This window comes from Bradyrhizobium sp. USDA 4451 (genome assembly GCF_054822585.1).
The window spans coordinates 5,504,674-5,531,349 of sequence record NZ_JBTRCH010000001.1 but is presented as its reverse complement, the minus strand read 5'-3'; the positions used below and the strand labels follow the sequence as shown (position 1 = coordinate 5,531,349).

The following is a 26,676-nucleotide window of genomic DNA, read 5'->3' as shown; positions in this document are numbered from 1 at the left end:
AAGGATTAGCGCCGGTTGGCGAGAGGAACGACGTTGTGCAACGTTTCGATGCCGCTTTCAAGGAAGCGGCGCACGCCGCGCGCGGCCTGCCGGATGCGCTGCTCGTTCTCCACCATCGCGATGCGGACATAGCCTTCGCCATGCTCGCCGAACGCAACGCCGGGCGACACCACGACGCCGGATTTCTCCACCATCAGGGTCGCGAACTGCATGCTGCCGACCGTCTCGAATGCCTTGGGCAGCGGCGCCCAGGCGAACATCGAGGCCTGCGGCGGCGGAATCTCCCAGCCGGCGCGGCCGAATGACTCGACCAGCGCATCGCGGCGCTTGCGGTAGGTGTCGCGCATCTCCCGGATGCAGTCGTCCGGGCCGTTCAGCGCCGCGGTCGCCGCCACCTGGACCGGCGTGAAGGCGCCGTAATCGAGATAGGACTTGACCCGCGCGAGCGCCGCGATGATGCGCTCATTGCCGACCGCAAAGCCCATGCGCCAGCCGGCCATCGAGAATGTCTTCGACATCGAGGTGAATTCGACGGTGACGTCGATCGCGCCGGGCACCTGCAGCACCGACGGCGGCGGATTGTTGTCGTCGAAATAGACTTCGGCGTAGGCGAGATCGGACAGGATGAAGATGTCGTGCTTCTTCGCGAACGCGACCAGATCCTTGTAGAAGTCGAGGTCCGCGACATAGGCGGTCGGGTTCGACGGGTAGCAGACGATCAGCGCGATCGGCTTCGGGATCGAATGGATGATCGCCCGCTCGACCGCCTCGAAGAATTGCGGCGTCGGCTCCGACGGCACCGAGCGGATCACGCCGCCCGCCATCAGGAAGCCGAAGGCGTGGATCGGGTAGCTCGGATTCGGGCACAGCACGACGTCGCCCGGCGCAGTGATGGCCTGCGCGACGTTGGCAAAGCCCTCCTTTGAACCGAGCGTAGCCACCACCTGGGTATCCGGGTTGAGCTTGACGCCGAAGCGGCGCGCGTAATAGGCGGCCTGGGCCTTGCGCAGGCCGTTGATGCCGCGCGAGGCCGAGTAGCGATCGGTGCGCGGCTTGCCCAGTGTCTCCTTGAGCTTCTCGATCACATGCGGCGGGGTCGGCAGGTCCGGATTGCCCATGCCCATATCGATGATGTCGGCCCCGGCATTGCGCGCGGCCGCCTTGGCCTGGTTGACCTTTTCAAAGACGTAAGGCGGCAGACGGCGAATGCGGTAAAAATCTTCCATGGGACCCTTGCTCCGACAACCGCGATGCCAGAATCGCCCCCCTTGGTAAGCCTGCGGAAGCCGTCACGGCCTCTTACAAAAATCGCGCCGAATCAACGATTTAGAGCGAACTCAGGCGCACGATCTGGGGGCTGCGGCCGGATCTGCGGTTGAACCGGGTTTCTTTTAGCACGGACGCCGGGCGGCGCCAGCGCTGATCGCCCACCAGGCGCAGCTCACTTGCCGGCCTGGGCCGACGCCTGAGCCTGACGCTCGCGTGCGGCAATCAGCTCCTGCTCGATCTTGGCCTGATCGGCCGGCTTGATCGTCGGATCGGCCCGGTCGGGCGGAAGGTCATGGACCGGCAGATAGCCGCTGGCATCCTTGGCCCGGGCCGGCGCATCGGCCGGCATGGCCATATCGGCGATCGTGCTCGAGCACCCGCTCAGCGCCACCATCGACGCGAGCAGCACCACGGCCGCGAGCCCCCTGTTCATTCGATCGATCGGCATGCGCCGAATTGTCCCCAACAAGCTAGCGCGCACGTCGCACGTTGCCGACACGGGTCGCACTGGTACGAGCCTTGCAGCGTCCCCGCTGCGTTAATTTCGACTTTAGCGTTTCAAACCATTGTCGCCCGAAACACTTAAAGCGGAAACAAGAAAAGCGACCCCTGAGGCTTCAATATGACGGAACAAAGATTTTTTGTCGCACCGCAACAGAGTGAAACGTCGGATTTTGCCTGATTTCCCTTGCCGCACCGCGCGATGACGCCCCCCAAACGACGCGATAGTGTCCTGCAGATGAGCAACGTCATTCCCAACACCCAAGCAGCCCCCAAATTCAACGCCGAAGCCTTCGCCATGAACATCGCGCGGGCGATGGAGAGCAGCGGCCAGGCGCTGGCCGCCTATCTCAAGCCGCGCCAGACCGGGGAAGTCCGCGACAAGCCGCCGAACGAGCTCGGTGAGGTCATCAAGACCTTCAGCGTGATTGCCGAATACTGGCTGTCCGACAAGGAGCGCGCCTCGTCGCTGCAGATGCAGCTCGGCAAGGACTACCTCGATCTCTGGGGCTCGGCGGTGCGGCGCATGGCCGGCGAAGCCGACGCCAAGCCGGCGATCGTGCCGCCCCCCCGCGACAAGCGCTTCCAGGATCCGGAATGGAAGTCGAACCAGTTCTTCGACTTCATCCTCCAGCTTTATCTGTTGACCTCGAAATGGGCGCAGCAGCTGGTCCGTGACGCCGACGGGATCGATCCGCACACCCGCAAGAAGGCCGAATTCTACGTTCAGCAGATCAGCAACGCGCTGGCGCCGTCGAACTTCGTGCTGACCAATCCGGAGGTGCTGCGCACCACCGTCGAGACCAACGGCGACAATCTGGTGCGCGGCATGAAGATGCTGGCCGAGGACATCGAGGCCGGCCACGGCACGCTGCGGATCCGCCAGTCCGATTCGAGCAATCTCGAGGTCGGCGTCAACATGGCGACGACGCCGGGCAAGGTGATCTACCAGAACGAGCTGATGCAGCTGATCCAGTATTCCCCGGCAACCGAGAACGTGCTGCGCACGCCGCTGCTGATCGTGCCGCCCTGGATCAACAAGTTCTACATCCTCGATCTGCGCCCCGAGAAATCCTACATCAAATGGTGCGTCGACCAGGGCATCACGGTGTTCGTGATCTCCTGGGTCAATCCCGACAAGGAGCTCGGCAAGAAGACCTGGGCCGACTACATGACCGAAGGCCCGCTCACGGCGATGGACGTGATCGAGAAGGCCACCGGCGAGATGAAGGTGCACACCGCCGGCTATTGCGTCGGCGGCACCCTGCTCGCCTCGACGCTGGCCTATCTCGCCGAGAAGCGTCGCCAGCGCGTGACCTCGGCGACGTTCTTTGCCGCGCAGGTCGACTTCACCCATGCCGGCGACCTCCTGGTCTTCGTCGACGAGGACCAGATCTCGGCGCTGGAACGCGACATGCAGGAATCCGGCGTGCTCGAAGGCAGCAAAATGGCGATGGCCTTCAACATGCTGCGCTCGAACGACCTGATCTGGTCGTATGTCGTGAACAATTACCTGAAGGGACAGCCGCCCTCCTCGTTCGACCTGCTGCACTGGAATTCGGATGCGACGCGAATGCCGTCGTCGAACCACTCCTACTATCTGCGCAACTGCTATCTGGAGAACCGGCTGTCGACCGGCACGATGGTGCTCGACAACACGCTGCTCGATCTGTCGAAGGTGAAGGTGCCGGTCTACAACCTCGCCGCCCGCGAGGATCACATCGCGCCGGCGGAATCGGTGCTGTACGGCTCGCAGTTCTTCGGCGGCCCGGTGAAGTACGTGCTGTCCGGCTCCGGCCATATCGCCGGCGTGGTCAATCCGCCTGCGTCGAACAAGTACCAGTACTGGACCAACGACAACATCAAGGACGTCAAGCTCGCCGACTGGCTGAAGGGCGCCGAGGAGCACAAGGGTTCGTGGTGGCCCGACTGGCGCGCCTGGCTGGAGAGCCACGATCCGGAGACGGTTCCCGCGCGCATGGTGGGGGCGAACGGAATGCAGGCGCTCGAGGATGCCCCGGGCAGCTATGTCCGCGTCCGCGCGTAGCGCGACATCGTCCGCTCAGCTATAAACAAACGGTCCCGGCGGTCGGGAATCGCATTGACGTGAGGGGGAGACGATGACGCGCGAACTGTTCTGGCTGTCGCTGACGGTGATCCTGACCGGCCTGTTGTGGATCCCCTACATCATCAATCGCTGCCAGGTGCGCGGCCTCTCCGGCGCCATGGGCAATCCCTCGCGCACCGACAAGCCACATGCCGAATGGGCCAACCGGTTGATGTTCGCCCACGACAACGCAGTCGAGAACCTGGTGATCTTCGCGCCGCTGGTCCTGATCCTCAACGCGGCCGATTACTCCACCAAATGGACCGTGCTGGCCTGCGCGGTCTATTTTTGGGCCCGCGTCGCACATCTGGTCGTCTACACGCTCGGCCTGCCGGTGTTCCGCACGCTGGCCTTCACGGTCGGCTTCCTTGCCCAGGCGGTGCTGGCGCTCGCGATCTTCAAGATCGTCTGAGCAACAGATGGCGCCGGCCATCACGCCGGCGCTATGGACCGCTCTTGCGCACCACGATGTGCAGCATCGTGGCGGGCGCCTCGTCAAAACTCTTGATCTCGCTGGTGTCGGACGAGACTTGTATCCACGCTCCTGACGCGGCGTAGGTCGACGCCAGCCAATCCGCGGCGGGATAATTGTAGTAGCGGCCGATACTGTCACGGCCGTCGCCATGGCCGATCTTGTAGCTCGCGTAGAACAGGCCGCCGGGTTTCAGCGCCCGATGGATGCGGCCGAGGATGCCGGCGAGCTCGTCGCGCGGCACGTGCAGCAGGCAGGCGCTGGCCCAGACTCCGTCATAGGCCTCACAATCCTCGAGCTCATCGAACAGCATCGCCTCGACGGGATGGTTGATGCGGCGCGCCGCCACCTCTGCCATCTCGGGTGAGCCGTCGGTCGCACGCAGCAGGAAGCCTGCGGCGAGCATCACCGCGGCATGATTGCCGGCACCGCAGCCGAGTTCGAGGATCGCGCCGCCCGGCGGGAGCAGCTTGAGAAAGCCGACCAGCCGGGTCGACGGGGCTTTCGCCCACCCGGCATAGGCCTCGGCATTGCGCCGGTAGAATTGCAGCGTGGCGTCGTCCACCCGCGTTTGCCGTCAACTGTCGGCGAGCCCGAGCATCAGCCGCATGTTCTGGACCGCGGCGCCCGAGGCACCCTTGCCCAGATTGTCGAGCCGCGCGACCAGCACCGCCTGGCGATGCTTGTCGCTGGCGAAGACATAGAGCTCGAGCTGGTTGGTCTCGTTGAGCGCCTCCGGCTCGATCTTGCCGCCCTTGCTGGCCTCGTTCTGCAGCGGCATCGCGGACACATATTTGCTGCCGGCGTACCACTTCGCCAGCGCCGCCTGCAAATCGGCACCATCAGGCTTGCCCGGCAGCGCGTCGAGCTGCAGCGGCACCGAGACCAGCATGCCTTGCCGGTAGTTGCCGACCGACGGGATGAACAGCGGCCGCCGCGTCAGATGCGAGTAGAGCTGCATCTCCGGCACGTGCTTGTGCTCGAAGCCGAGCCCATAGAGATGGAATGCCGGCGCCGAGCCGTCCTCGAAGCTCGAGATCATCGTCTTGCCGCCGCCCGAATAGCCGCTCACCGCGTTGATGGTGACGGGATAATCTGCCGGCAGCAGGCCGGCATCGACGATCGGCCGCAGCAGCGCGATCGCGCCGGTCGGATAGCAGCCGGGGTTCGAGACCTTCGGCGCGGTGCGGATCTTGTCGGCCTGGCCGGGCGCGAGCTCCGGAAAGCCATAGGCCCAGTCGGGCGCGACCCGATAGGCGGTCGACGCGTCGAGCACCTTGGGCGCCGAACTGCCCATGGTGTCGATCAGCGCAACGGTTTCCTTGGCCGCCTCGTCCGGCAGGCAGAGGATCACGAGATCCACCTCCTCCATCAGCGCGCGCTTGGCACCGGCATCCTTCCGCTTGTCCTCGGCGATGTGCTTCACCGCGACATCGCTGATCGAATGCAGCCGCTCCTGGATGCCGAGACCGGTGGTGCCGGAGGCGCCGTCGACGAACACGGTGGCCCTGGTCGCACCGCTCTTGGTTTTCGGATTGGTGTCGGTGAGGGTCATGGCAGGCTCCTTTCGAGTTCGTTCGTTTCGTTTGCTAACACATCTGGCCGCGCCTGCGCCGCCAATCCGTAGCTGTTATCCCTGAGCGCATCCCCGTCCACAACACCCTCCGCTCACGGAAACAGCGCGATCTGCTCCAACCCGGTGGTTTCGGGCAAGCCGAACATCAGGTTCATGTTCTGGATCGCCTGCCCGGCAGAACCCTTCACGAGATTATCGAGCGTCGAGAGAACGATGGCGCGGTTCTTGATCCGGTCGGCGACGACGCCGATCTGAACGTAATTGGAACCGCGCACGTTCTGCGTCTGGGGCAGCACGCCCTTCTTCGTCACATATACGAACGGCTCGTTGGCATAGGCCTTTTCCAGCTCGGCGCGCAAATCGTCCGGCGTAGCCCCGTTGAGCTTGACATAGGACGTGCAGAACTCACCCCGCGCCATCGGAATGAGATGCGGGGTGAAGTTCACGGTCACAGCCGAGCCAGCGGCCGCGCCGATCTCCTGCTCGATCTCCGCCGAGTGTCGATGACTTCCGATCGAATAGGGCGACAACCCTTCGCCGGCCTCGCTGAACAGCGTGTTCTGCTTCAGTCCGCGTCCGGCGCCGGTGACGCCCGACTTGGCGTCGATGATGATGTCGTCGACGTCGATCAGCCTTGCCTTCGCCAGCGGAACAAGCGCCAGCAGAACCGCGGTCGGATAGCAGCCGGGACAGGCCACCAGCCGCGCGGCCGTGATCTTCTCCCGGTAGAGTTCGGTCAGCCCGTAGACGGCCTCGTCCTGCAATTCGAGCGCCCGGTGCTCATGGCCGTACCATTGCGCGTAGCTGTCTTTGTCGCGTAGCCGGAAATCCGCGGACATATCGAGGATCTTGATTCCGGGGTTGGCTTTCAGCACCGCGGCGATGATCTCTTGCGTCGTCCCGTGCGGCAGTCCGCAGAACGCGGCATCGAGCCGCGTCCAGTCGACCTTTTCCCATTCCACGAGCTTCGGCAGGTCGAGCATGAAGAAGTGAGGAAATACCTCGCTCATCGTCTTGCCGGCATGGGTGTTGGCGGTCAGTGCGGTGATTTCGGCATTCGGGTGCCGCGCCAACAGGCGCACCGCGTCGGCGCCGGTGTAGCCGGACGCGCCCAGAATTGCGATTTTCTTCTTCGTCATTGCTCGCTCCCCGGAAGCGCAGTCATCTCGGTCTGTATCATCGCGAAAGCCTGCGGGCGAACCTCGCGCATCACATAGGCATCCGCGCCGGTGGCGGCCAGCAGCCAAGACGTCCCACTTGCTGCGCCACCCGCCAGCTTTACCAACGGATTGTGACGGGCAACATGAAACAGCGCCCGTGGCGAGCCGTCGGCGACGGTCAGATAGAACGGCAGCGTGGAGGCGATCGGCTTGCCGCCGTCCCGCGCGCAGGCCAAACCGAAACCGCGCGCTTCCACGAAGCCAAGGCTCGCGGCGCGGTCGGGCTTGAACACCGGTGGCGTATACATGGTCGAAGCTCCTGCGTGACGAAGGAGCCGCCAGATCGAACCGCGTGTCTTTTTGAGGAGAGCGCCGCGGGATCGGGTCCGGCGGCAGAGGCGATGGTCTTAAACGCGAGCGACCGCCCATACCGCGGGAATGCGGCGGCGGCGGGCGATGATGATGGTCGCGGCGTTGATCATGGGCGCGGCTATAAGGCCGCGCCCCGCTGACGTCAAGGTTGTTGCTGGTCATTCCGGGGCGATGCAAAGCATCGAACCCGGAATCTCGCGCCATGGCTATGCTGCCGCCTTGGGCTTGAATTCTGGATTCCGGGTTCGCGCGCCGGGCGCGCGCCCCGGAATGACAGTTCTAAATCGCCGGATTCCACGGCGCCGGCACGACGCGGTAGCCGTTGCCGTCCTTCACCACATTGCCGAGGCCCGGGAACGGATAGTGGAAGCCCTGCACCTGGAGCCGCTCCGCGACCACCATGTCGTAGATGCGGCGGCGGGTCGTCTCCGCGACGTCGCCGTCCTGGTCGAAGAACGCATGCCAGCCGGGATTGGTCGCGAACAGGTTCGGATTGTTGGTGACGTCGGACTGGATGAAGACCTTGTCCGGACCCGATGCCAGTACATAGGAGGTGTGGCCCGGCGTATGGCCGACGGTCTCGACCGAGGTCAGGCCCGGCGCAATCTCCTTGCCCCACTCGTAGGGCGTGACCTTCTTCTTCAGACCAGCCTCGAAGATGTTGCGGTTGTTCTTGAACAGGCCCTGCATGCGGCCGGCCGGCGCCCGGCTCATCTCGCCGTCGTCCATCCAGAACTTCCATTCGGTCGCCGGCACCAGCACCTCGGCGTTCGGGAATGCCGGCGTGCCCTCGGCCGTCAGCAGGCCGTTCACGTGGTCGCCGTGGAAGTGCGAGATCACGACCATGTCGACCGCCTTGGGATCGAAGCCGGCCGCGACGAAATTGTCGGCGAACAGGCCGTTGGCGCCCTTGCTGCTGGCCTTCGCGACCGCGCCGTTGCCGGTGTCGATCACGACCAGCTTGCCGCCGGTGTTGAGCACGATCGGCGCGAACCAGATCGTCATCATGTCGCGCGGCATGAACGCCTTCTCCAGCGCCGCGTTGACGTCGTCCCGCTTCGCGTTCGGGATGAAGCCGTCTTCCAGCTTGAAGACGTTCTTGCCGTCGGACACCGCGGTGACCAGGATGTCGCCGACCTTGTAGCGATAGAAGCTCGGCGCCTGCTTGTCGGCTGCGGGCGCGGCGGCCGCCGCAGGCGCGGCCGACAACAGCGGCGCGGCGGCGATGCCGGCAGCGCCGGCGAGTGCGTGACGTCGTGTCAATTCCATGTGGTGTCCTCCCAGTGAAACGGTGGCGGCGAGCGCGCATAACGGGCGATGTTCTAGCAGTGTTTTGCCTGCTCGTGCGATGACGGCTGCGCGATCCGTCCTCCGGCTAACCCTGCCCTGGCGGCCTTATTCCGAGGTCCGGCACGTTCCTGTCTCCTTCACAGCCTGCCGAGCAGGCCGATGTGGCGGAACAGGCTTTCCCAGAAGCCGCCGCCGGCCAGCAATCCGTCAAGGCGGGCGCGGGCCAGCGTGCTGCCGCGATCGGATGCCCTGGCGTACCATTTGATGGCTTCCTGGGCGTCCTTCGGCACGCCGGTGCCGCTCTCATAGGCGTATCCCAGATTGTACTGGGCATCGCTGTCGTTCTGGTCCGCAGCAATCCGGAGCAACGCAATGCCCCTGAGCTGATCCATCGGCAGCCCCTGGCCCTTGAGATAGAGCAGCGCGAGATTCATCTGCGCCCACGTCGAGCCCTGGTCAGCGGCCTTCGAGAACCAGTTGGCCGCCTGCTGATAGTCCTGGGCAAGGCCGACGCCGTCCCGATAGAGGCGCGCCAGACGAGACTGACCGAACACGCTGCCCCGCTCGGCTGCCTTTGCGTACCATTGAGCGGCGACCTTCTCATCGCGCGCCGTGCCGAGCCCGTACTCATAGGCGTAACCCAGCTTGCCCTGGCTGTAGGAATCGCCCTGCTCCGCCGCCATTGAGAACCAGCGGATCGCCTCGGCATAGTCGCGCTCGACACCGAAGCCGCTGTCATACATGTAGCCGACATAGGATTGGGCCTTGGCGTTTCCGCTCTCGGCGTAGGGTCGAAGCAGCGCCATCGCGCGCGTGTAGTTCCGCGCGTCATACGCGTTCACCCCTTCGGTGAAGTCGGCGCTGACCTCATTGATTAACGGCACCGACCTTGGCGTCAATCCGACCTGTCGGAATTTGAACTCCGTGAACTTGTCGAAGCCAGCCTTGATGGCCGTTGCGAACTCGGCGGGACAGACCGCGGCGTCGACGCTCAGCTTCAGCACGGCGCTGGAGCGTATCGTCTGGCCATCCAGCGTCGCCGTCGCGTCGACTTCGACACGGCCCGTGGTGGCGCCGTACAGGGTGCTGCCGCTGAAGCTCTGGCTATAGGTCAGTGGCGCCGGCTTTTCGAAGAAATGCGTTCCCTCCGGCACCGTGAGCGAGCTGGTCTCCCGGTATTCCAGCGAGCGGCAGAGGAAGGCGCGGTCGGTCACCCCACCCGTGGCGAGCAACAGCAGCGACGGCCGTGGATCTGTCAGCGGCAGCATTCGAATGCGTTCTGGATAATTGAGGCCGACGGGCTTGCTGATCTCGAAGGTCGCGGTGATGGCATAGCCGTCCGACAGTTCTCTCGGATTTGGAAAGCCGTAGTCGCCGCTACCGCTCAGCCCGGCCTGCTCGATCATCCGCCTGGCGCTGGTCTGCCGATCCACCCTTTCCAGACCTTGCGCGACAGAACGTCCGACGGTCGCTCCAAGTCCGCTCCCGGACAGGACCGAGCGCGCGCGACGGGTGCCATCGCCGAGCAGCGTGTAGTCGGTATCGGCCGCAAGCACGAAGCGCTGCGGCCCCGCGACCGGAATGCGGGCGAGCGTCCCCTTGTCGATGTTGAGCGCGGGCTTGCCGCCAAGGCTCGCCGGCAGCGAATCGAACGCGACAAGCGATGCCGTCGGATCGAGATACTGGTCCAGCGCCGGAACGTAGACGATCGCGTGGTCGAAATTCTGCGTAGCGACCTCCGTCAGCGTGTATTGCACGCCGGCGTTCACCACGACGAAATTGGCCTCGATCCCCTGTGCCGCGAGCAATGCCTTGAGGACCGTCGCGTGCGCCTTGCAATCGCCGTAGCGCGCCGCAAGCACGGCGGATGCGGGTTGCGACGTCAGGCCGCCATCCTCGAGTCCGATCCCGACATAGCGGATGTTGCGCGCGACCCAGTTGTCGATCCGCTCGACCTTGGCGCGCACGTCGCCGGCGTCGCCGACAATCTCCGCCGACAGCTTCCGCAAAGCCTCATCCGGCAGCGCCATCGGCGCGTTGCGCGCGTTCAACGTCGCCGCAAAGGCCGCATAGTCCGCGAAGGTGCTGGCCTCGAAGCGCTTGGCATCGTCGAACGATCCCGCGTCGATCTGGCGCAACGTCGGCGTCTCCTGCCTGAAGCGGACATGATGCACGATCCGGTCGCCCGATCGTTCCTCGCGATGCTCGACGCCACGGACCGCGATATGCAATGGCTTCGAGGCAGGCGCGTCGAGCGACAGCTCGATCACCTCGGGCGGCTGGTCCACGGGCTGGCTCCAGAAGCCGGCATATTCCCCGGGAAACTCGGCGCGTTTCGCCTTGTAGATCAGCCGGCCCTTGATCTTGTCGCCGGGAGCGACATCGGGATAAGCGACCATCCGTTGCCGCTGCTCATCGAAATAGGGAGAGGACGAGTCGGTCGAGGCAGGCTGGTCGCGCACAGCGCGCTCGTCGACCGCGATCACGCGGCCGTCGGCCTTCAACGTCGCCAGCTCGCTGGACGCCAGATCATAGAAGTAGCTGTTGTAGCCAAAGATCCGGCGGGCGAGCACCTCTGCCCCCTTCTCATTGAGTGCCACAGCCTCGAAATCGAAAACGGTCGTGCTCAGGCCCTGCTCGTCGAAGGTGACTGCGTAACGGACGACCGTGCGCCGCCAGCCTGGATCGACCCAGACCTGGTGCGGCTTTGCGGCCGCGGCGACCGTGTCTGCTGGTTCCGCTGCAACGACACGCGGCAGCAGCAGCAAGGCGAAAACGAGACAGATGCGCGCGATCATGGTGATGCAAGCCCGACGACGACCAAAACGTCGGCTGCTGAGCTAGCACCGGGACATTACCGTCCCCTCGCCCGGATAGAAAAACTTTTAAGCTTCGCCCATCGCGTGTGGACGCCGCACGATCTGGCGGGCTGGCCGGCCTACACCACCCGCCACATCCACTCCACAGCATGGGCGATGACATCGCCGAACAACAGCAGCGCCGCGGACCAGACCAGTGCGGAGACGAAATTGGCGACCTGGAATTGCCAGTACGACATCTCGAAAATGCCCGCTGCAAGCGGCACCGACGCGCGTAGCGGGCCGAAGAAGCGGCCGATGAAGATGCTGGGCACGCCCCAGGTCTTCACGAAGGCCTCGCCGCGCGGCAGGATCTCGGGGTAGCGCGACAGCGGCCACATCTGCGCGACGTGTTCCTTGTAGCGATAGCCGAACCAGTAGGAGACCCAGTCGCCGAGCGCTGCTCCAATGCCGCCGGCGATCCAGATCGGCCAGAAGTTGATCCCGCTGACGCCGATCAGCGCGCCGATCGCAACCAGCGCGCCCCAGGCGGGCACCAGCAATGAGATGAAGGCGAGCGATTCAGCGAACGCCAGCAACATGACGATCGGAGCGGCCCAGGCCTGGTGGTGGCGCACGAATTCGGCCAAGGCCCGCGCTAAGTCTTCCATCTCGTCGAGTGCCTTCTGCTCCGTTGAACCCCGAATGAACCTTTCTACCAGCCCGCAGCCTAAGAACAGGTAAGCCGGCCCATTGCGTGACATCAAGTCACAAAGGCGGGGATCAATCGTGATTTCCCGCAAGCCACCTGCGGTTCGGGCTCGCCGGCATTTCCCTCAAAAGAAGCATTTCCCTCACAAGAAAAAAGGAATCACTGGATGATCGGGTCACTGATGATGTGCGTGGGCGTGCTCGTCCTGCTGTTCGGAATGCTCGCGGGCATCGCGATGGGTATCCAGCACGACTTCACGTTGGGGCCGGCGCACGCGCATCTCAATCTCGTCGGCGGCGTGCTGCTGTTCCTGTTCGGCCTGTACTACCGGCTGGTGCCGGCCGCGGGCAGCATGCTGCTCGCCAGGATCCAAGGCTGGCTGCATATCGTCGGCGGCATCCTGTTCCCGGCCGGCGTCGCCGCCGTGCTGCTGAAGGGGCCGTCGTTCGAACCAGCTCCGATCCTCGGGTCCCTGATGGTGGTCGTCGCCATGGCCCTGTTCACGGTCGTTGTATTCCGCACCTCGCAGGCGTAATCGCAGCTTCCTATCTACCGCGCCCATTTGGCAGCCCATCCGTGGCATAGTCAGAGCAACCGATTCGCTGCGCCGGGACCGGCGCGCTTACTTGAAGAGCCATGGCCAAAGCATTGAAGTCAAACGCCAAAAGCAAATCCGATGAAGATCTGTTCGGAGCCCCGGAACCGAAGGGACGCGCACCGGCGAAGCCTGCCGCCAAGCCCGCGAAGGATGCCGAATCCGCCTATACGGCGGCCAGCATCGAGGTGCTGGAGGGCCTGGAACCGGTTCGCAAACGCCCCGGCATGTATATCGGCGGCACCGACGAGAAGGCACTGCATCACCTGTTCGCCGAGGTGATCGACAACTCCATGGACGAGGCGCTGGCAGGCCACGCCACCTTCATCGAAGTCGAACTGACGGCCGACGGCTTCCTGTCGGTGACCGACAATGGCCGCGGCATTCCGGTCGACCCGCATCCGAAATTCCCGAAGAAGTCGGCGCTCGAAGTCATCATGTGCACGCTGCACTCGGGCGGCAAGTTCAATTCCGATGTCTACGAGACTTCGGGCGGCCTGCACGGCGTCGGCGTCTCCGTGGTCAACGCCCTCTCCTCGCGGCTCGAGGTCGAGGTTGCGCGCAGCGGGCAGTTGCACCGCATGACGTTCGAGCGCGGCCATCCCAAGGGCAAGCTCGAAGACCTCGGCAAGGTCAACAACCGCCGCGGCACCCGGATCCGCTTCAAGCCGGACACCGACATTTTCGGCGCCAAGGCGGCGTTCAAACCGCAACGCCTGTTCAAGATGACGCGCTCGAAGGCCTATCTGTTCGGCGGCGTGGAGATTCGCTGGCACTGCGATGCGGAGCTGCTGAAGGGCGTCGAAGACGTTCCGGCGGAAGCCAAGTTTCACTTCCCCGGCGGCCTGAAGGACTATCTTGCCGCGGCGATCCACGCCGACACGCTGGTGCATCAGGACATCTTCTCCGGCAAGTCCGGCCGCAGCGGCGCGCACGGCGCCTGCGAATGGGCGGTTGCCTGGACCGCCGATGCCGACGGCTTCCTGTCGTCCTACACCAACACGGTGCCGACGCCCGACGGCGGCACGCATGAATCCGGCCTGCGCAGCGCGCTGCTGCGCGGCTTGAAGGATCACGCCGAGCGCGCCGGCCAGGGCAAGCGCGCAGCCTCCATCACTTCGGAAGACGTGATGGTCGGCGCCGCCGTCATGCTCTCGGTGTTCGTGCGCGAGCCTGAATTCCAGGGCCAGACGAAAGATCGTCTCGCCACCGCCGAAGCCCAGCGCATCGTCGAACAGGCGATGAAGGATCCGTTCGATCACTGGCTGTCGGGCAATCCGAACCAGGCCAACCGGCTGCTCGATTTCGTGATCGATCGCGCCGAAGAGCGGCTGCGCCGCCGCCAGGAAAAGGAAACCGCGCGCAAGACCGCCGGCAAGAAGCTGCGCCTGCCCGGCAAGCTCGCGGATTGCTCCGACGCCGGCACCGAAGGCTCCGAACTCTTCATCGTCGAAGGTGACTCGGCCGGCGGCAGCGCCAAGCAGGCGCGCGATCGCAAGACGCAGGCCGTGCTGCCGCTGCGCGGCAAGATCCTCAACGTCGCGTCTGCCGGCAAGGACAAGCTGACCGCCAACGCGCAGCTCTCCGATCTCGTGCAGGCGATCGGCTGCGGCACGCTCGCGCATTATCGCGAAGAGGATCTGCGCTATCAGCGCATCATCATCATGACCGACGCCGACGTCGACGGCGCGCACATCGCCTCACTGCTGATCACCTTCTTCTACCGGCAAATGCCGCGGCTGATCGACGAGGGCCATCTCTATCTGGCGGTGCCGCCGCTCTACAAGCTGAAGCACGGCACCAAATCGGTCTACGCCCGCGACGACGCGCACAAGGAAGAGCTGCTCAAGAGCGAGTTCAACGCCAACGCCAAGGTCGAGGTCAATCGCTTCAAAGGCCTCGGCGAAATGATGCCGGCGCAGCTCAAGGAAACCACGATGGATCCGGCCAAGCGCACCCTGCTGCGCGTGGTGCTGCTCGCCGACGATCGCGAGGGCACCGCCGACTCGGTCGAGCGGCTGATGGGCACCAAGGCGGAAGCCCGCTTTGCCTTCATCTCCGACAAGGCCGAATTCGCCAGCGACGACCTGCTCGACGTCTAGCCCAACCAACTGATTTGAAACGATTTTCCGGCCGCCTCCTGATCGGGGCGGCCGTTGTCGTTCGCCCTGTCGGAGAGCTCCAATGGTTTCGTTTTCGGGCGGTTGTGTCTCACCCGCAACAGCATTTCCGGAGGAACCACGTATAGTCCCCACCATGAGTTTCGGGAATCGGTGCCAACGCACCCCCGTCAGCGACCTGATCGAACGCTAGTCGAGGATTTGGATATGAAGAAGATTTTGCTCGCTCTGACCGCGGTTGCTGCGATGACGGGTTCCGCGTCGGCTGCCGATCTGGCCGCCCGCCCCTACACCAAGGCTCCCGCCCCGATCGCGGTGGCGCCGAGCTGGACCGGCTTCTACATCTTCGGCGGCGGCGGCGGCGGCGTCTGGGACGCTGACACCGGCACCCAGTCGACCGCGACGGGTGCGCCGATCCTCGGCTTCAACCAGCGCCAGGGCGGCGACGGCTGGTTCGGCACCGTCGGTGCTGGTTATGACTGGCAGACCGCCAACAGCTGGGTCATCGGCGTGTTCGCCGACGGTCAGTTCGGCAGCCTGAAGGGCACGATCCAGGATCAGACGGCGTTCCTCGCCGGCAACATCAAGAACGACTACAGCTGGGCCGCTGGTGCGCGCTTGGGCTACCTGGTCGCTCCGAACGTTCTGTCCTACGTCAACGCCGGCTACTCCAGCTCGCACTGGAAGGGCACCACGCTGTTCAACACCGCGACGGCTCTCCCCGGTGGCTTCCACACCAACGGCTTCGATCGCAGCGGCTGGTTCGTCGGCGGCGGCGTCGAGAACAACCTGAACATCTTCGGCATCACCGCGCCGGGCTGGTTCATGAAGACTGAATATCGCGCCGCTTACTACGACAAGAAGAACATCTCGGAGCTGGTTGACGGCACCAACGCGTTGACCGGTACCGACATCACCTTCAAGCCGTTCGTCCAGACCATCAGCACCTCGCTGGTCTACCGCTTCAACTGGACCGGTCCGGTTGTTGCCAAGTACTGATCTTCTGCTGAGCTAGCAGAGCAAAAGCCCCGGCATCGTCCGGGGCTTTTTTGTTGCCCGAACGGCGCCGAGAAAGGCGCCGCCTGCACACGAGCTGGCGCAGGGCCGATCCACTGCGTGCGATCTGGTCAGTGCCGCGATGATCGGGCACTCTCGCGACCGGATTCAAACCAGAGCGGACAACAACAATGAAAAACGGACAGTTTGATCTCTCGGGCCGGGTCGCGATCGTCACCGGCGGCAATGGCGGCATCGGGCTTGGCATGGCGCGCGGACTGGCGGATGCCGGCGCCGCGGTGGCCGTGGTCGGCCGCAACGCGGCGAAATCGAAGGCCGCCGTCGAGGACCTCGGCCAGCGCGGCGTCAAGGCGATCGCGGTGGCGACCGACGTGACCGACAAGGCCGCGGTCGCGGCCATGGTCGAGCGGGTCACAGGTGAGCTCGGTCGCATCGACATCCTGGTCAACAACGCCGGCATGAGCATCCGCAAGCCCCCGCACGAGCTCGAGCTCGACGAGTGGGGCAAGGTGATCGACACCAACCTCACCAGCGCCTTCTTGTGCTCGAAGGCGGCCTATCCGGCGCTCAAGGCGTCGGGCCATGGCAAGATCATCAACATCGGCTCGATGATGTCGATCTTCGGCGCCAGCTTCGCGGCGGCCTATGCCGCGAGCAAAGGCGGCATCGTCCAATACACCCGCGCCTGCGCCAACGCCTGGGCGCCCGACAACATCCAGGTCAACGCCATCCTGCCGGGCTGGATCGACACCGACCTGACCAGGGGCGCGCGCCAGCAGGTCGCCGGGCTGCACGATCGCGTGCTGGCACGAACGCCGGCGGCGCGCTGGGGCGTCATCGACGACTTCGCGGGGATCGCCGTGTTCCTGGCGTCGCCGGCATCGGACTTCGTCACCGGCACCGCGATCCCGGTCGACGGCGGCTATTCGGTGATGGCCTGACGCGCAGCAGCCCCGGCAGGGGCCCATCGGCGTTAAAATAGGCTTGTGTGGCGGAATCGTTTGTGATTCCAGCATGGAATGACACACGAATCGCTGGTGAATGGCGACTGGGCGGGCGTCGTGACCCGGCTCGGTGGGGCAGAAGCACTCAATCGCACGGCACGTGAGACGAAGGCTTTCGTGCGTCCGCGCGAGATTAGGAGTGCGGTGGATTTGCTGCGGCTGATCCTGGCTTATTGTTTGAGTGAGCGGGGACTTCGCTCGACGGCGGCATGGGCGACATCGGTCGGCCTTGTCGACATTTCCTGCGTGGCGTTGCTGTATCGTTTGCGTCAGTGCGGAGATTGGCTGGCGCTGCTGGTGGGTCAGGCGCTTGCTGCCGCTGCCCCGAAGGCAAGCCGAGGTCGCTTGATCCGGATCATCGATGCTACCACGGTGCCGAAGAAAGCGCTGGATGCCAGGAAGAAGAACGAGGTGTGGCGCATTCACAGCGCGTTCGATCTTCCGCAGGAACGATTTGGCCACTTCGAACTGACCGATCAGCAAGAAGGCGAGACGCTCGACCGGATCCCGGTGGTTGCGGGCGAAATCCGTCTTGCCGATCGGGCCTATTTGCAGCCGGAACGCATGGCACGGCTGATCGAGGCCGGCGCAGACTTCGTCATTCGGGCTGGTTGGAAGAGCGCGCGCTGGCTCGATTGCAAAGGCTGTGCGCTGGACCTCATGGCTGAGCTGCGCAAGGCGGCGGAACGAGGCCTCATCGATTGTCCGATTTGGATCAAACCCAAGCACGGCGCGCCGCTCGCCGTGCGTCTGGTCGCCATCAAGAAGCCGCAACAGGCTGCTGCCGAGGCACGACGCAAGGCGCACCGGACCGCACAGAAGGGAGGCCATCAGCTCTCCAAGCAAACGCTTGAGGCCGCCGATTGGGTCATCCTGGTCACCTCACTTGCTCCGGATGACTTCACCGCGGATGATGTTCTCGCCCTCTATCGCCTGCGCTGGCGGATCGAACTGGGCTTCAAGCGACTGAAGAGCCTGATCGGCCTGAAGGGGCCGCCGGGAACTGACGAACGAACGGCCCGACCTCACATCCTCGCTCATCTGCTGGTTATTCTCTTGCTCGAGCCGCTTGTCGACGAACTCGAGGACTCTCCCCGCTTGGCGGACGCCGCCTGACCCGCCCCGGCGCGTGGCGCTTGCTCCGCCAACTCGTCGCCTCACTCCTGCAGGCGATCATTCCGCAGCCGACAATGGCTCGCCTTCGCCGATCTCTCTCCACTCTTCGCCGACACCTCCGCGAGCCCCCGAGGAAAAAGCGCCGCTATCAAACCATGTATCCACTACCTTAACGCACATGGGCAGGGGCCGGGGTTCATGCATCGCGTTTTGATCGGTTTCGCCACGCGGCGCGCATCAGCCCGCAGCGGGCGAATGGACATGCTCCGGCCGCACCCCGACCGCGACCAGACGGGCCGTCAGCCCCTGCAGCCAGGGCATCGCGGTGATCAACCGCAGCGCGAACGGCACCGGCTGGTCGCCCCCCTTCAGCGCCGCGCTGATGATGTTGTTCTGCGCGATCACCTGCATGCGCTGCGTCACGCGCACCGGGAATTCGCGGCGGCGCCGCACCGCATCGAGCTCGTCCTCGGACGGCACGCCGCGAACGAGCTTCGCCGCCAGGATATTGGCGGTGGCGACCGCGTCCTGCACCGCGAGGTTGACCCCGACGCCGCCGATCGGCGACATCGCGTGGGCGGCATCGCCGATGCAGAGCAGACCCGGCCGGGTCCAGCGTGTCAGGCGATTGATCGCGACCGTGAGCAGCTTGACGTCGTCAAAGCTCTTCACGTCGCCGATGCCGGGCTTGAGGATCGGCGCCAGCCGCAGCACGTCGTCGAGCAGCGCCGGCAGTCCCCTCGCTTTCACGGCCTCGTATTGCCCCTTGGCGATCACATAGGCGCATTGCCAATAGTCGCCGCGGTCGAAGGTCACCATCATCTTGCCGTGGTCGATGCGGGCGAACAGGTTCTCGGTCTCGTCCGGACGTCGCCCGACGCGAAACCACAGCACGTCCATCGGCGCGCCGATCTCCTCGACCTCGAGATCTGCGCGCTCGCGCACGATGGAATGGCGGCCGTCGCAGCCGATGGTGAGATCCGCTTCGATATCGATCGGGCCGTCGGGCGTGGTCGCGCGCACGCCGGCAACCGCGCCGCCGCGCCGGATCAAATCGGTCGCCTCGGCATTCATCAGCACCTTCAGCGCGGGGAAACGCGTGCCGCTCTCGCGCAGGAAATTGAGGAAGTCCCACTGCGGCATCATCGCGATATAAGGATATTTGACCCGGAGGCGGCTGAGATCGGCGATCCGCACCGAGGTGCCGCCGAACATGCCATCGAGCTTCTGGATGTCCTGGTGCGGCAGCTTCAGGAAGCCGCCGATCAGACCGAGTTCGTCCATCACCTGCAAGGTCGAGGGATGCACGGTGTCGCCGCGGAAATCGCGGAAGAAGTCGGCGTGCTTCTCCAGCACCACGACATCGACGCCCGCGCGCCCGAGCAGGTAGCCGAGCATCATTCCGGCCGGCCCGCCGCCAACCACGCAGCAGCGGACCTTCATCTGTCGCGTAGTCGGCCCTGCCGGACTTCCTGCATCCATGTTGCCATCCTTGCCGCTGCCTCGCCCATCGGGCTCCGACTGTAACGCGGATCGGACCACAAGGATGCAAAGCTATCGCCGGAACGTCTTGATTTCCGACACGCTGCCGTCGCGATAGGTCAGCTCGACCGAAACCGATTTGGTCTGAGGGGCGAGCTTCAGATAGGGCTGCGCATCAGACGGGATTGCGCTGGGGTCGCGCTGGTTGCAGGGTGGCATCTTCAGCACCTTATCCGGCACCGCGCTGTCGATGCCGATCCGCACCTCGCGGATCGCGCAGCGATACGACATCAGATGGGTGTAGTAGACCAAGAGCCCGTTGAACTCGCGGAACGACAGCCAACTCGTCGCGGTCATGTCGAGGATCTTGCGCTGGTCGCGGATCAGCGCGGCATCGGGATCGAACTTGATCGGGAACGGCCCCTGCATCTCGCCCTGGCTATCGACATAGCGAAGCTCGATCGTGGCCGCCGGCGCATCGGCCGGCAGCTCGATCGACGGATTGGGCATCCGTTTGCGCGTCCGCGGATCGAGCGTGTCCATGAAGCCGGTTTCGCGGAAGTCGCCGCTGTCGCCGATCCGCCAGGAAATCCCGAGTGTCGGATCGGCGATCGAGAACACCACGGTCCAGCCGCCATTGTGCCGCGAGAAGCTCGCGATCGGCGCGTTGACCGAGTCCTCCTTCGGCAGCTTCGGCACCGAGACCGGCGGCAACGCGGCCACCTGCTGCGGCAGCCCGGATGACTTGACCACCCCGGGCTGCGCCTCCGCCTTGGCGATCCCGTTCAGGAAGACGTCGTCGACCATCTGGTCGAAATAAACCGGGATCTGCTTGTGCTTGACGGTCTCGGCCATCTCGCTGACCAGGCGACGCGTGCGCTGCGCGACCTGCACCAGGTTCTCGCCGGGCTGCAGCAACTCCTTGGCAAAGGTTCGCGTGAACACCGAATTGGGATTGGCGTCGTCGTTCGAGAGCCGGTCGAGCGCGGTCTGGCGCGGCCCCGCCGAGAACACCGAGAACACACCTTCGGGCAGCTGCGTCATCGGCGCGAGGCCGCCGCCGCCGGCAACGGCGCGCGTGCCGGCCCGCTCGAACGGATTGTTGCGGCAGGCGTCGAACACCAGGATCGAGGTCCGCGCCTTCTTGTTCTGCAACCGCTCGATGATGCGGTCGGCAAGAACGGAAGCGTCGCGCACCAGCTCCTCCTGCCCTTCGGTCGCCGCAGGCACGTCGGTCGGCAGCAGGAAATTCTGGCCGGCGATCTCGAAGCCGTGGCCGGCATAGAAGAAGAACGCAGTGTCGCCGGGCTCCACGGCGCGGTCGAAGGCGAGCAGCGCCTCGGAGAACGCCTGCCGGTTCAGATTCTCGGCCACCATGACGTTGAAGCCGAGCTGCTTCAGCGTATCGCCCATGGTGCGGGCGTCGTTCACCGCCTTCTGCAGCTTGGGCACATTCCGGTAGTCGTTGTTGCCGATCACCAGTGCGACGCGCTTCTCGGCCTGGGCGGGCGCGGCCGATGCGACAAGAGCGACCGCCAACAGGGTCGCCGAAAGTACCGAAAGCCAGCTCTTCATCCCAAATCCCGCCTGCACGCCAGATGCGCCGCTCGTGCGACCGCCGCCTACAGCATGGTCCGGAAAAGTGCAAAGCGGTTTTCCGAAAAGATCATGCTCAAACAACGGGCCACAGCGCGATGGCAATTCAACCCGATCTCATCGCGCTTTAATAGTCGGATCAGCCCTTTGGCCGGTTCAAGGCCGGCCATACCGGACCATCGTCCCGGCCCCGCCAGGCCACCATGGCGCGGTCCGTCCGCCTCAGGTCAAGTTTCTTTTTACGGCCGGCGTGATAGATTCAGGTATCCACTTCGGCGCGAGCTCTCCACAGGTCCCAAGGGCTTTTCCGTGCACACATGGTCCACCGATCAAGTCGATCCCCGGGATCGCTTCGACTATTGGCGCGAGGTCCGCGCCAAGGGCTTGTTCGGCGTCACCGCCGAGCTCGAGCCCGACCGGCGCCATGATTTCTTCGGCGAATTCTCGTTGCGCAAGCTCGGCGATGCCGGACTGGTCGAGTTGCGCGCTTCGCCATACCGCGTCGAGCGGCGCGCCGGCGATATCGCCGATGCGGCGAGCGACAGCCTGTGCATCTACCAGCAGCTCGGCGGTGGCGGCTGGTTCGGCGGCGCGCGGCTCGATGAGTTCGCGGTGCGCGACGGCATGTTCGCGACCAGCTATTCGGACCTGCCCTACCGCACCGTGCCGCTGCACGATGCCGGCTTTCATCTGCGCATCATCAAGATTCCGGTGGCGAACATCGTGCCGCCGGGCGCCGAGCTCGGCGAGCTCGTCCCCAGGCCCGTGCAGGATGCGAGCGCGCTGCGGACGCTGCTGCAATCCTGCTTCCGCGACCTCGTCGAAAGCAACGACGCGGCGACTGCGGCCGCGGACCCGATGCTTCAGGCCCTCGCCCATCTCGCGCTGATCGAACGCGGTCAAATGCGGCCGAAGAGCCGGCTCGCCCAGCAGGCGCTGCGCACCGCCCATCTGTCGCTGGCCCGTCGCCTGATCCGTCGGCATCTCTCGAGCGCGGCACTGACGCCAAGCCTGATTGCCGGCCTGCTCGGCATTTCGGTCCGTCACCTGCACATCCTGTTCGAGGAGACGGAGAACAGCTTCTCGGAGAACGTCACCGCGCTCCGGCTGGCGCAAAGCCGCCGCCTGCTCCGCGAACAGCCGAGGCAGACGATCGCCGAAGTCGCCTTTGCCTGTGGCTTCGAGAGCCTTGCGACGTTCTATCGCCTGTTCAACGCATCCGAATCGATGACGCCGGGCGATTACCGAGCGCGACCGGCCTGAGTGCCGATCCGGACCGGCCGGTGCTCCGTGCCCCCTGTATCTCCTTGAATTCAGATCTGCCGCTCCTTGACGCGAAGTGATCAGGCTGCGCGCATTGAGAAGATAATTTCCGTCGACTTCGCCAGAACCGCGCTGGCGCTTCGCCCGGACCAGCCACAGCCAATCCGTTACCGGCGACGCGCGCTCTCATGCAGAGCGAAGGGTCATGCACGATGCGCGGTAAGTACGAGGATCAGAGCCCGGAGGCCTTATCGAGCGGCCCAACGCACTTGGTCGCACCGACCGTGGTGGCGTTGCGCGCGGATCAAACTCCGGCCCTCGAGACCATCAGTCACGGTGCTTCGGCGATCAGCAATCGCGGCTGGGCGCCGCTGCTCGAAGCCTGTCTTGCCGACTTCAAGGAGGCCACGGAGGCCGGTGATAACGCGCGCATTCCCGCGCTGGTCAAGATCGTGGCCGACCTCGCGCTGATCGAGCGCGGCGCGATCAGGCCGGGCAGCCGCCGCGCCCAGCAGGCGCTGCGCGTCGGCCGGCTCAGCCTCGCGCGCCGCCTGATCACGCGTCATCTCGCCAAGCCGTCGCTGTCGCCAGGGATGGTCGCCGACCTGCTCGGCGTCTCGGTCCGCTACCTGCACGTCTTGTTCGAGGTGACGGGCGCGAGCTTCTCGCAGACTGTCATCGCCCAGCGCCTGAGCGAGGGCCGCAGGCTGCTGCGCGAAAAGCCGCCGCGCCCGATCGCCGACATCGCCCTGTCCTGCGGGTTCGGCAGCCTGGCGACGTTCTACCGGATATTCAGCGCATCCGAAGGCCTGTCGCCCGGCGAATACCGCGCTGCGGAGCACTAGCCGCGACGGCGGCCCGCTAGGCCTTGGCCGAACGCCGCGACCGCCGCCGGCTCCTTTGCATGGGGTTGTTTTCCGATATTTGGCAACGCGCCTCCCCCGCAAGGCCGGCGTGGGCCCCGCAGCGCCTCGTCATCGGATCCGAAGCGGTCGATTCATTTGACCGCCAAATGACGGAAATGACGGTTATTTTGGCGAAAACGTTAAGCTTTTTGGGCTTTCCGGCCGGTTCCAAGATTGACTTTACCGGTTTCGCCCCTATGTTGCGAGGCAACGCGGCCCTCGGATCGAAACGCGATTCGTCAGGTTTGCCGTCCGTCAGCGTTAGTCAGAGCCCCCGAGCTTTATAGAAAAGCGAGCCGTTTCGGGGCCGAACGCGACAGCCTTTTACCTTCGATTCCGAACGGCGGTGTCGACCAGAGGCTCAATGTCTTTTTCCAATCTAGGCCTGTCCGATAAGGTCCTCGCCGCTGTTGCGGCCACCGGTTACACCAATCCCACTCCCATCCAGGAACAGGCAATCCCGCACGTCCTCGCCCGGCGCGACGTGCTCGGCATTGCCCAGACCGGCACCGGCAAGACCGCTGCCTTCGTTCTCCCGATGCTCACCATCCTCGAGAAGGGCCGCGCCCGGGCACGGATGCCGCGCACCCTCATCCTCGAGCCGACCCGCGAACTCGCCGCGCAGGTGAAGGAGAATTTCGACAAATACGGCGCCGGGCAGAAGCTCAACGTCGCGCTCTTGATCGGCGGCGTCTCGTTCGGCGACCAGGACTCCAAGCTGATGCGCGGCGTCGACGTGCTGATCGCAACGCCCGGTCGCCTGCTCGACCACACCGAACGCGGCGGACTGCTGCTCACCGGCGTCGAGCTGCTGGTGATCGACGAAGCCGACCGCATGCTCGACATGGGCTTCATCCCCGACATCGAGCGCATCTGCAAGCTCGTCCCGTTCACGCGGCAGACCCTGTTCTTCACCGCGACGATGCCGCCGGAAATCAGCCGCATCACCGAAACCTTCCTGCACAACCCGGCCCGCATCGAAGTCTCCAAGCCCGCGACGACCGCGGTGACCGTGACTCAGTCCCAGGTGCCGGCAGGCCGTGAGCCGCACGAGAAACGCGAGATCCTGCGCCGCCTGCTGCGCGACGCCAAGGACCTCAACAACGCGATCATCTTCTGCAATCGCAAGCGCGAAGTCGCCGTCCTTCACAAATCGCTGCAGAAGCACGGCTTCAGCGTCGGCGCCCTGCACGGCGACATGGACCAGAGCGCGCGCATGGCCGCGCTCGATCAATTCCGCAAGGGCGAGCTGCCTCTGCTGGTGGCCTCCGACGTCGCCGCCCGCGGCCTCGATATCCCCGCCGTCAGCCACGTCTTCAATTTCGATGTGCCGCATCACCCCGACGATTACGTCCATCGCATCGGCCGCACCGGCCGCGCCGGACGGACCGGCACCGCGATCTCCATCGTCACCCCGCTCGACAGCAAGTCGATGGCTGCGATCGAGAAGCTGATCGGCCAGCAGATTCCGCGCACCGAAGGCGACTACACCGTTCACAGCGACGGCTCCGACGAGGATGCCGCGCCGCGCCGCTCGCGCGGCCGCGACGGTTCGCGCGATGGCGGACGCGGCGGCCGAAAGCCGCGCCGTGAGCGCGAGCCGCGTCACGACCAGGAGCGCGCAGCCAAGCCGGAGCGCGAGCCGCGCCACGGTCGCAACTCGGCTCCGCAGTCCGCTCCGTCGCATGTGCCGTCGATCGGGCGTGCCGAGCCGCGGCGGCCGCAGCGCGAGGTGGACCAAGAGCCCGCCGATCATTCGCACCTGCCCGCTTTCCTGCTGCGACCTGTGCGCGCACGCGCATAAGGCTTGTCTGATACCGCCGCACCAGCGGCGGTATCAGGGCAAGCTGCGTTGCCGCCAAACCACCGACGCACGCGCCGATCGCCGGCGTTTGAGGCAAATGCGCGCGGTTTTCGCATCGCAACGACGAACAAGCGAAAGGCGCCCGAAAGCTGCGTTCGACCCGCGACGGAATCGAGCGCGACAACGTCAGTTGCAGGCAAATTCCCGTAGTTCCACTGTTTACCTTGCCTTCATTCTCGTCCCGTACCCTCGCGCCAATAATTTAGTCATTGCTGCCGGGCATGACCGGCATTGCGTGCATTGAGGACGTAACAGTGGTCAAGCTGCTGGACGAACACGAACGTACGTTGGCCTTTGCCGAAGTCGCGCTTGGTCAGATCCGCTCGCTTCGCCAGACCGCCGTCCCCCGTAACTATGAAATCTGGTACGTCTACGCGACCGGCTACAACGCACCGCTCAACAAGGTCATCAACGAGACGCTGGCGCGCAGCGGCAAGCTCTCCGAGTCCGATCTCGAGCAGATCTACGAAACCTATCTCTCGCACATCAAGACCTCGGACCGCATCGACAAGGTCGGCGCGCGCGTCATCGGCGAGATCGATGCCGTCATGCGGCTGATCACCGATGCGCTCGGTGTGTCCGCGACCTACGACGCGAGCCTCGTCGGCGCCAGCGACCGCCTCTCGACGGCGACCACCCGAGACCAGATCAAGACCATCGTCGAGGGGCTGGCCAGATCGACGCGCGAGATGCGCGAGACCAATCAGGCCCTGGAGAACCGGCTCGCGCTGTCGAAGTCGGAGATCAGCGACCTGCAACACAGCCTCGAGGCGATCCGCGCCGAGAGCCTGACCGATCCGCTCACCGGCCTCGGCAACCGGAAATATTTCGACCGCTCGATCGACATGGCGGTGCAGACGGCACTCGCCAGCGGCGAACCGCTGTCGCTTCTGATGTTCGACATCGATCACTTCAAGTCGTTCAACGATTCCTACGGCCATCTCACCGGCGACCAGGTGCTGCGGTTGGTGGCGCAATCGCTGAAGCAGAACATCAAGGGCCAGGACATCACCGCCCGCTATGGCGGCGAGGAATTCGCGGTCGTGCTGCCCAACACCGCGCTGCGCCAGGCGCTGACGGTCGCCGACCACATCCGTCGTGCCGTGATGGCCAAGGAGCTGAAGAAGAAGTCGACCGGCGAAATCCTCGGCCGTGTCACGATCTCGGTCGGCGTCTCCATGCTGAAGCCGGCCGACGACACGGATTCGCTGATCGAACGCGCCGACGCCTGCCTCTATGCTGCCAAGCATGCCGGCCGCAACCGCGTGATCTGCGAGGCCGATCCGGAATACAGCGCCGAGAGCCAGACGCGCGTGGCTTGAATCATCTGGGCGCCTCACGGCGAGGCGGTCGATCGTACGCGCATATCCATCAATGTCATTGCGAGCAAAGCGAAGCAATCCATTCGACCGCGGATGCGGCTCTATGGATTGCTTCGTCGCTATCGCTCCTCGCAA

The 26,676-nt window shown here is 64.8% G+C and carries 21 protein-coding genes and 1 pseudogene; 11 read left to right on the top strand and 11 right to left on the bottom strand.

What is annotated here, in order from left to right; genetic code table 11:
- Nucleotides 1-5 precede the first annotated feature (5 nt).
- Both ACVMB0_RS25400 and ACVMB0_RS25395 read right to left on the bottom strand, forming a co-directional pair.
- The gene (locus ACVMB0_RS25400) at nt 6-1,226 is read right to left on the bottom strand and encodes an LL-diaminopimelate aminotransferase (protein ID WP_461348057.1); all 1,221 of its coding nucleotides are present in this window, start codon (nt 1,224-1,226) and stop codon (nt 6-8) included.
- A gap of 215 nt (nt 1,227-1,441) precedes the next feature.
- The gene (locus tag ACVMB0_RS25395) at nt 1,442-1,717 is read right to left on the bottom strand and encodes a hypothetical protein (RefSeq protein WP_456754994.1); all 276 of its coding nucleotides are present in this window, start codon (nt 1,715-1,717) and stop codon (nt 1,442-1,444) included.
- Nucleotides 1,718-2,008: 291 nt separating this feature from the next.
- Between ACVMB0_RS25395 and ACVMB0_RS25390 the strand changes: the two genes are divergently transcribed.
- Together ACVMB0_RS25390 and ACVMB0_RS25385 are read left to right on the top strand one after the other, a co-directional pair.
- Entirely contained in the window at nt 2,009-3,817 is a 1,809-nt protein-coding gene (locus ACVMB0_RS25390; RefSeq protein ID WP_456754995.1) for a PHA/PHB synthase family protein, read from the top strand.
- A 73-nt stretch (nt 3,818-3,890) separates the two neighbouring features.
- Nucleotides 3,891-4,289, top strand: coding sequence for an MAPEG family protein (locus tag ACVMB0_RS25385; RefSeq protein ID WP_456754996.1), 399 nt, complete (start codon nt 3,891-3,893; stop codon nt 4,287-4,289).
- Between the two features lie 31 nt (nt 4,290-4,320).
- Here ACVMB0_RS25385 and ACVMB0_RS25380 read toward each other — a convergent pair whose 3' ends face one another.
- From ACVMB0_RS25380 to ACVMB0_RS25350, 7 genes and pseudogenes are all read right to left on the bottom strand, one after another.
- Entirely contained in the window at nt 4,321-4,914 is a 594-nt protein-coding gene (locus tag ACVMB0_RS25380; protein ID WP_461348056.1) for a class I SAM-dependent methyltransferase, read from the bottom strand.
- 12 nt (nt 4,915-4,926) lie between these two features.
- A complete protein-coding gene (gene argC / locus ACVMB0_RS25375) occupies nt 4,927-5,904 on the bottom strand; it encodes an N-acetyl-gamma-glutamyl-phosphate reductase (RefSeq protein WP_461348055.1) in 978 nt (325 codons plus the stop codon).
- A gap of 113 nt (nt 5,905-6,017) precedes the next feature.
- Entirely contained in the window at nt 6,018-7,064 is a 1,047-nt protein-coding gene (gene argC, locus ACVMB0_RS25370; RefSeq protein WP_461348054.1) for an N-acetyl-gamma-glutamyl-phosphate reductase, read from the bottom strand.
- Between the two features lie 71 nt (nt 7,065-7,135).
- A pseudogene (locus ACVMB0_RS25365) lies at nt 7,136-7,393 on the bottom strand (FMN-binding negative transcriptional regulator); the annotation flags it as partial.
- Nucleotides 7,394-7,736: 343 nt separating this feature from the next.
- The gene (locus ACVMB0_RS25360; protein ID WP_456755002.1) at nt 7,737-8,726 is read right to left on the bottom strand and encodes an MBL fold metallo-hydrolase; all 990 of its coding nucleotides are present in this window, start codon (nt 8,724-8,726) and stop codon (nt 7,737-7,739) included.
- A 158-nt stretch (nt 8,727-8,884) separates the two neighbouring features.
- Entirely contained in the window at nt 8,885-11,545 is a 2,661-nt protein-coding gene (locus ACVMB0_RS25355; RefSeq protein WP_461348053.1) for a DUF3857 domain-containing protein, read from the bottom strand.
- Nucleotides 11,546-11,685: 140 nt separating this feature from the next.
- On the bottom strand, nt 11,686-12,216 hold the full coding sequence (locus ACVMB0_RS25350; RefSeq protein WP_456755004.1) for a DedA family protein: 531 nt from the start codon (nt 12,214-12,216) through the stop codon (nt 11,686-11,688).
- 207 nt (nt 12,217-12,423) lie between these two features.
- Between ACVMB0_RS25350 and ACVMB0_RS25345 the strand changes: the two genes are divergently transcribed.
- The 5 genes from ACVMB0_RS25345 (at nt 12,424) to ACVMB0_RS25325 (ending at nt 18,109) form a co-directional block, all read left to right on the top strand.
- Complete coding sequence (locus tag ACVMB0_RS25345) at nt 12,424-12,792, top strand: hypothetical protein (protein ID WP_461348052.1); 369 nt, start codon at nt 12,424-12,426, stop codon at nt 12,790-12,792.
- A gap of 101 nt (nt 12,793-12,893) precedes the next feature.
- Nucleotides 12,894-14,954, top strand: coding sequence for a DNA topoisomerase IV subunit B (gene parE, locus ACVMB0_RS25340; protein ID WP_456755006.1), 2,061 nt, complete (start codon nt 12,894-12,896; stop codon nt 14,952-14,954).
- 225 nt (nt 14,955-15,179) lie between these two features.
- Nucleotides 15,180-15,971: an outer membrane protein gene (locus ACVMB0_RS25335; protein ID WP_456755007.1), complete on the top strand. Its 792-nt coding sequence runs from the start codon at nt 15,180-15,182 to the stop codon at nt 15,969-15,971.
- Nucleotides 15,972-16,159: 188 nt separating this feature from the next.
- Complete coding sequence (locus ACVMB0_RS25330) at nt 16,160-16,930, top strand: glucose 1-dehydrogenase (protein WP_461348051.1); 771 nt, start codon at nt 16,160-16,162, stop codon at nt 16,928-16,930.
- A 96-nt stretch (nt 16,931-17,026) separates the two neighbouring features.
- Nucleotides 17,027-18,109, top strand: a complete 1,083-nt coding sequence (locus ACVMB0_RS25325; protein WP_461345437.1) for an IS4 family transposase — start codon at nt 17,027-17,029, stop codon at nt 18,107-18,109.
- A gap of 237 nt (nt 18,110-18,346) precedes the next feature.
- On the opposite strand, the gene ACVMB0_RS25320 is transcribed toward ACVMB0_RS25325, so the two are convergent.
- Together ACVMB0_RS25320 and ACVMB0_RS25315 are read right to left on the bottom strand one after the other, a co-directional pair.
- Entirely contained in the window at nt 18,347-19,591 is a 1,245-nt protein-coding gene (locus ACVMB0_RS25320) for an FAD-dependent oxidoreductase (protein WP_461348050.1), read from the bottom strand.
- A gap of 72 nt (nt 19,592-19,663) precedes the next feature.
- Complete coding sequence (locus tag ACVMB0_RS25315; RefSeq protein ID WP_461348049.1) at nt 19,664-21,166, bottom strand: caspase family protein; 1,503 nt, start codon at nt 21,164-21,166, stop codon at nt 19,664-19,666.
- A 330-nt stretch (nt 21,167-21,496) separates the two neighbouring features.
- Between ACVMB0_RS25315 and ACVMB0_RS25310 the strand changes: the two genes are divergently transcribed.
- From ACVMB0_RS25310 to ACVMB0_RS25295, 4 genes are all read left to right on the top strand, one after another.
- The gene (locus ACVMB0_RS25310; protein WP_461348048.1) at nt 21,497-22,450 is read left to right on the top strand and encodes a helix-turn-helix transcriptional regulator; all 954 of its coding nucleotides are present in this window, start codon (nt 21,497-21,499) and stop codon (nt 22,448-22,450) included.
- Between the two features lie 188 nt (nt 22,451-22,638).
- A complete protein-coding gene (locus ACVMB0_RS25305) occupies nt 22,639-23,295 on the top strand; it encodes a helix-turn-helix transcriptional regulator (protein ID WP_461348047.1) in 657 nt (218 codons plus the stop codon).
- 424 nt (nt 23,296-23,719) lie between these two features.
- Complete coding sequence (locus ACVMB0_RS25300; RefSeq protein ID WP_461348046.1) at nt 23,720-25,159, top strand: DEAD/DEAH box helicase; 1,440 nt, start codon at nt 23,720-23,722, stop codon at nt 25,157-25,159.
- A gap of 314 nt (nt 25,160-25,473) precedes the next feature.
- Nucleotides 25,474-26,541, top strand: a complete 1,068-nt coding sequence (locus ACVMB0_RS25295; protein ID WP_456755014.1) for a GGDEF domain-containing protein — start codon at nt 25,474-25,476, stop codon at nt 26,539-26,541.
- The last annotated feature ends 135 nt before the right edge of the window (nt 26,542-26,676 follow it).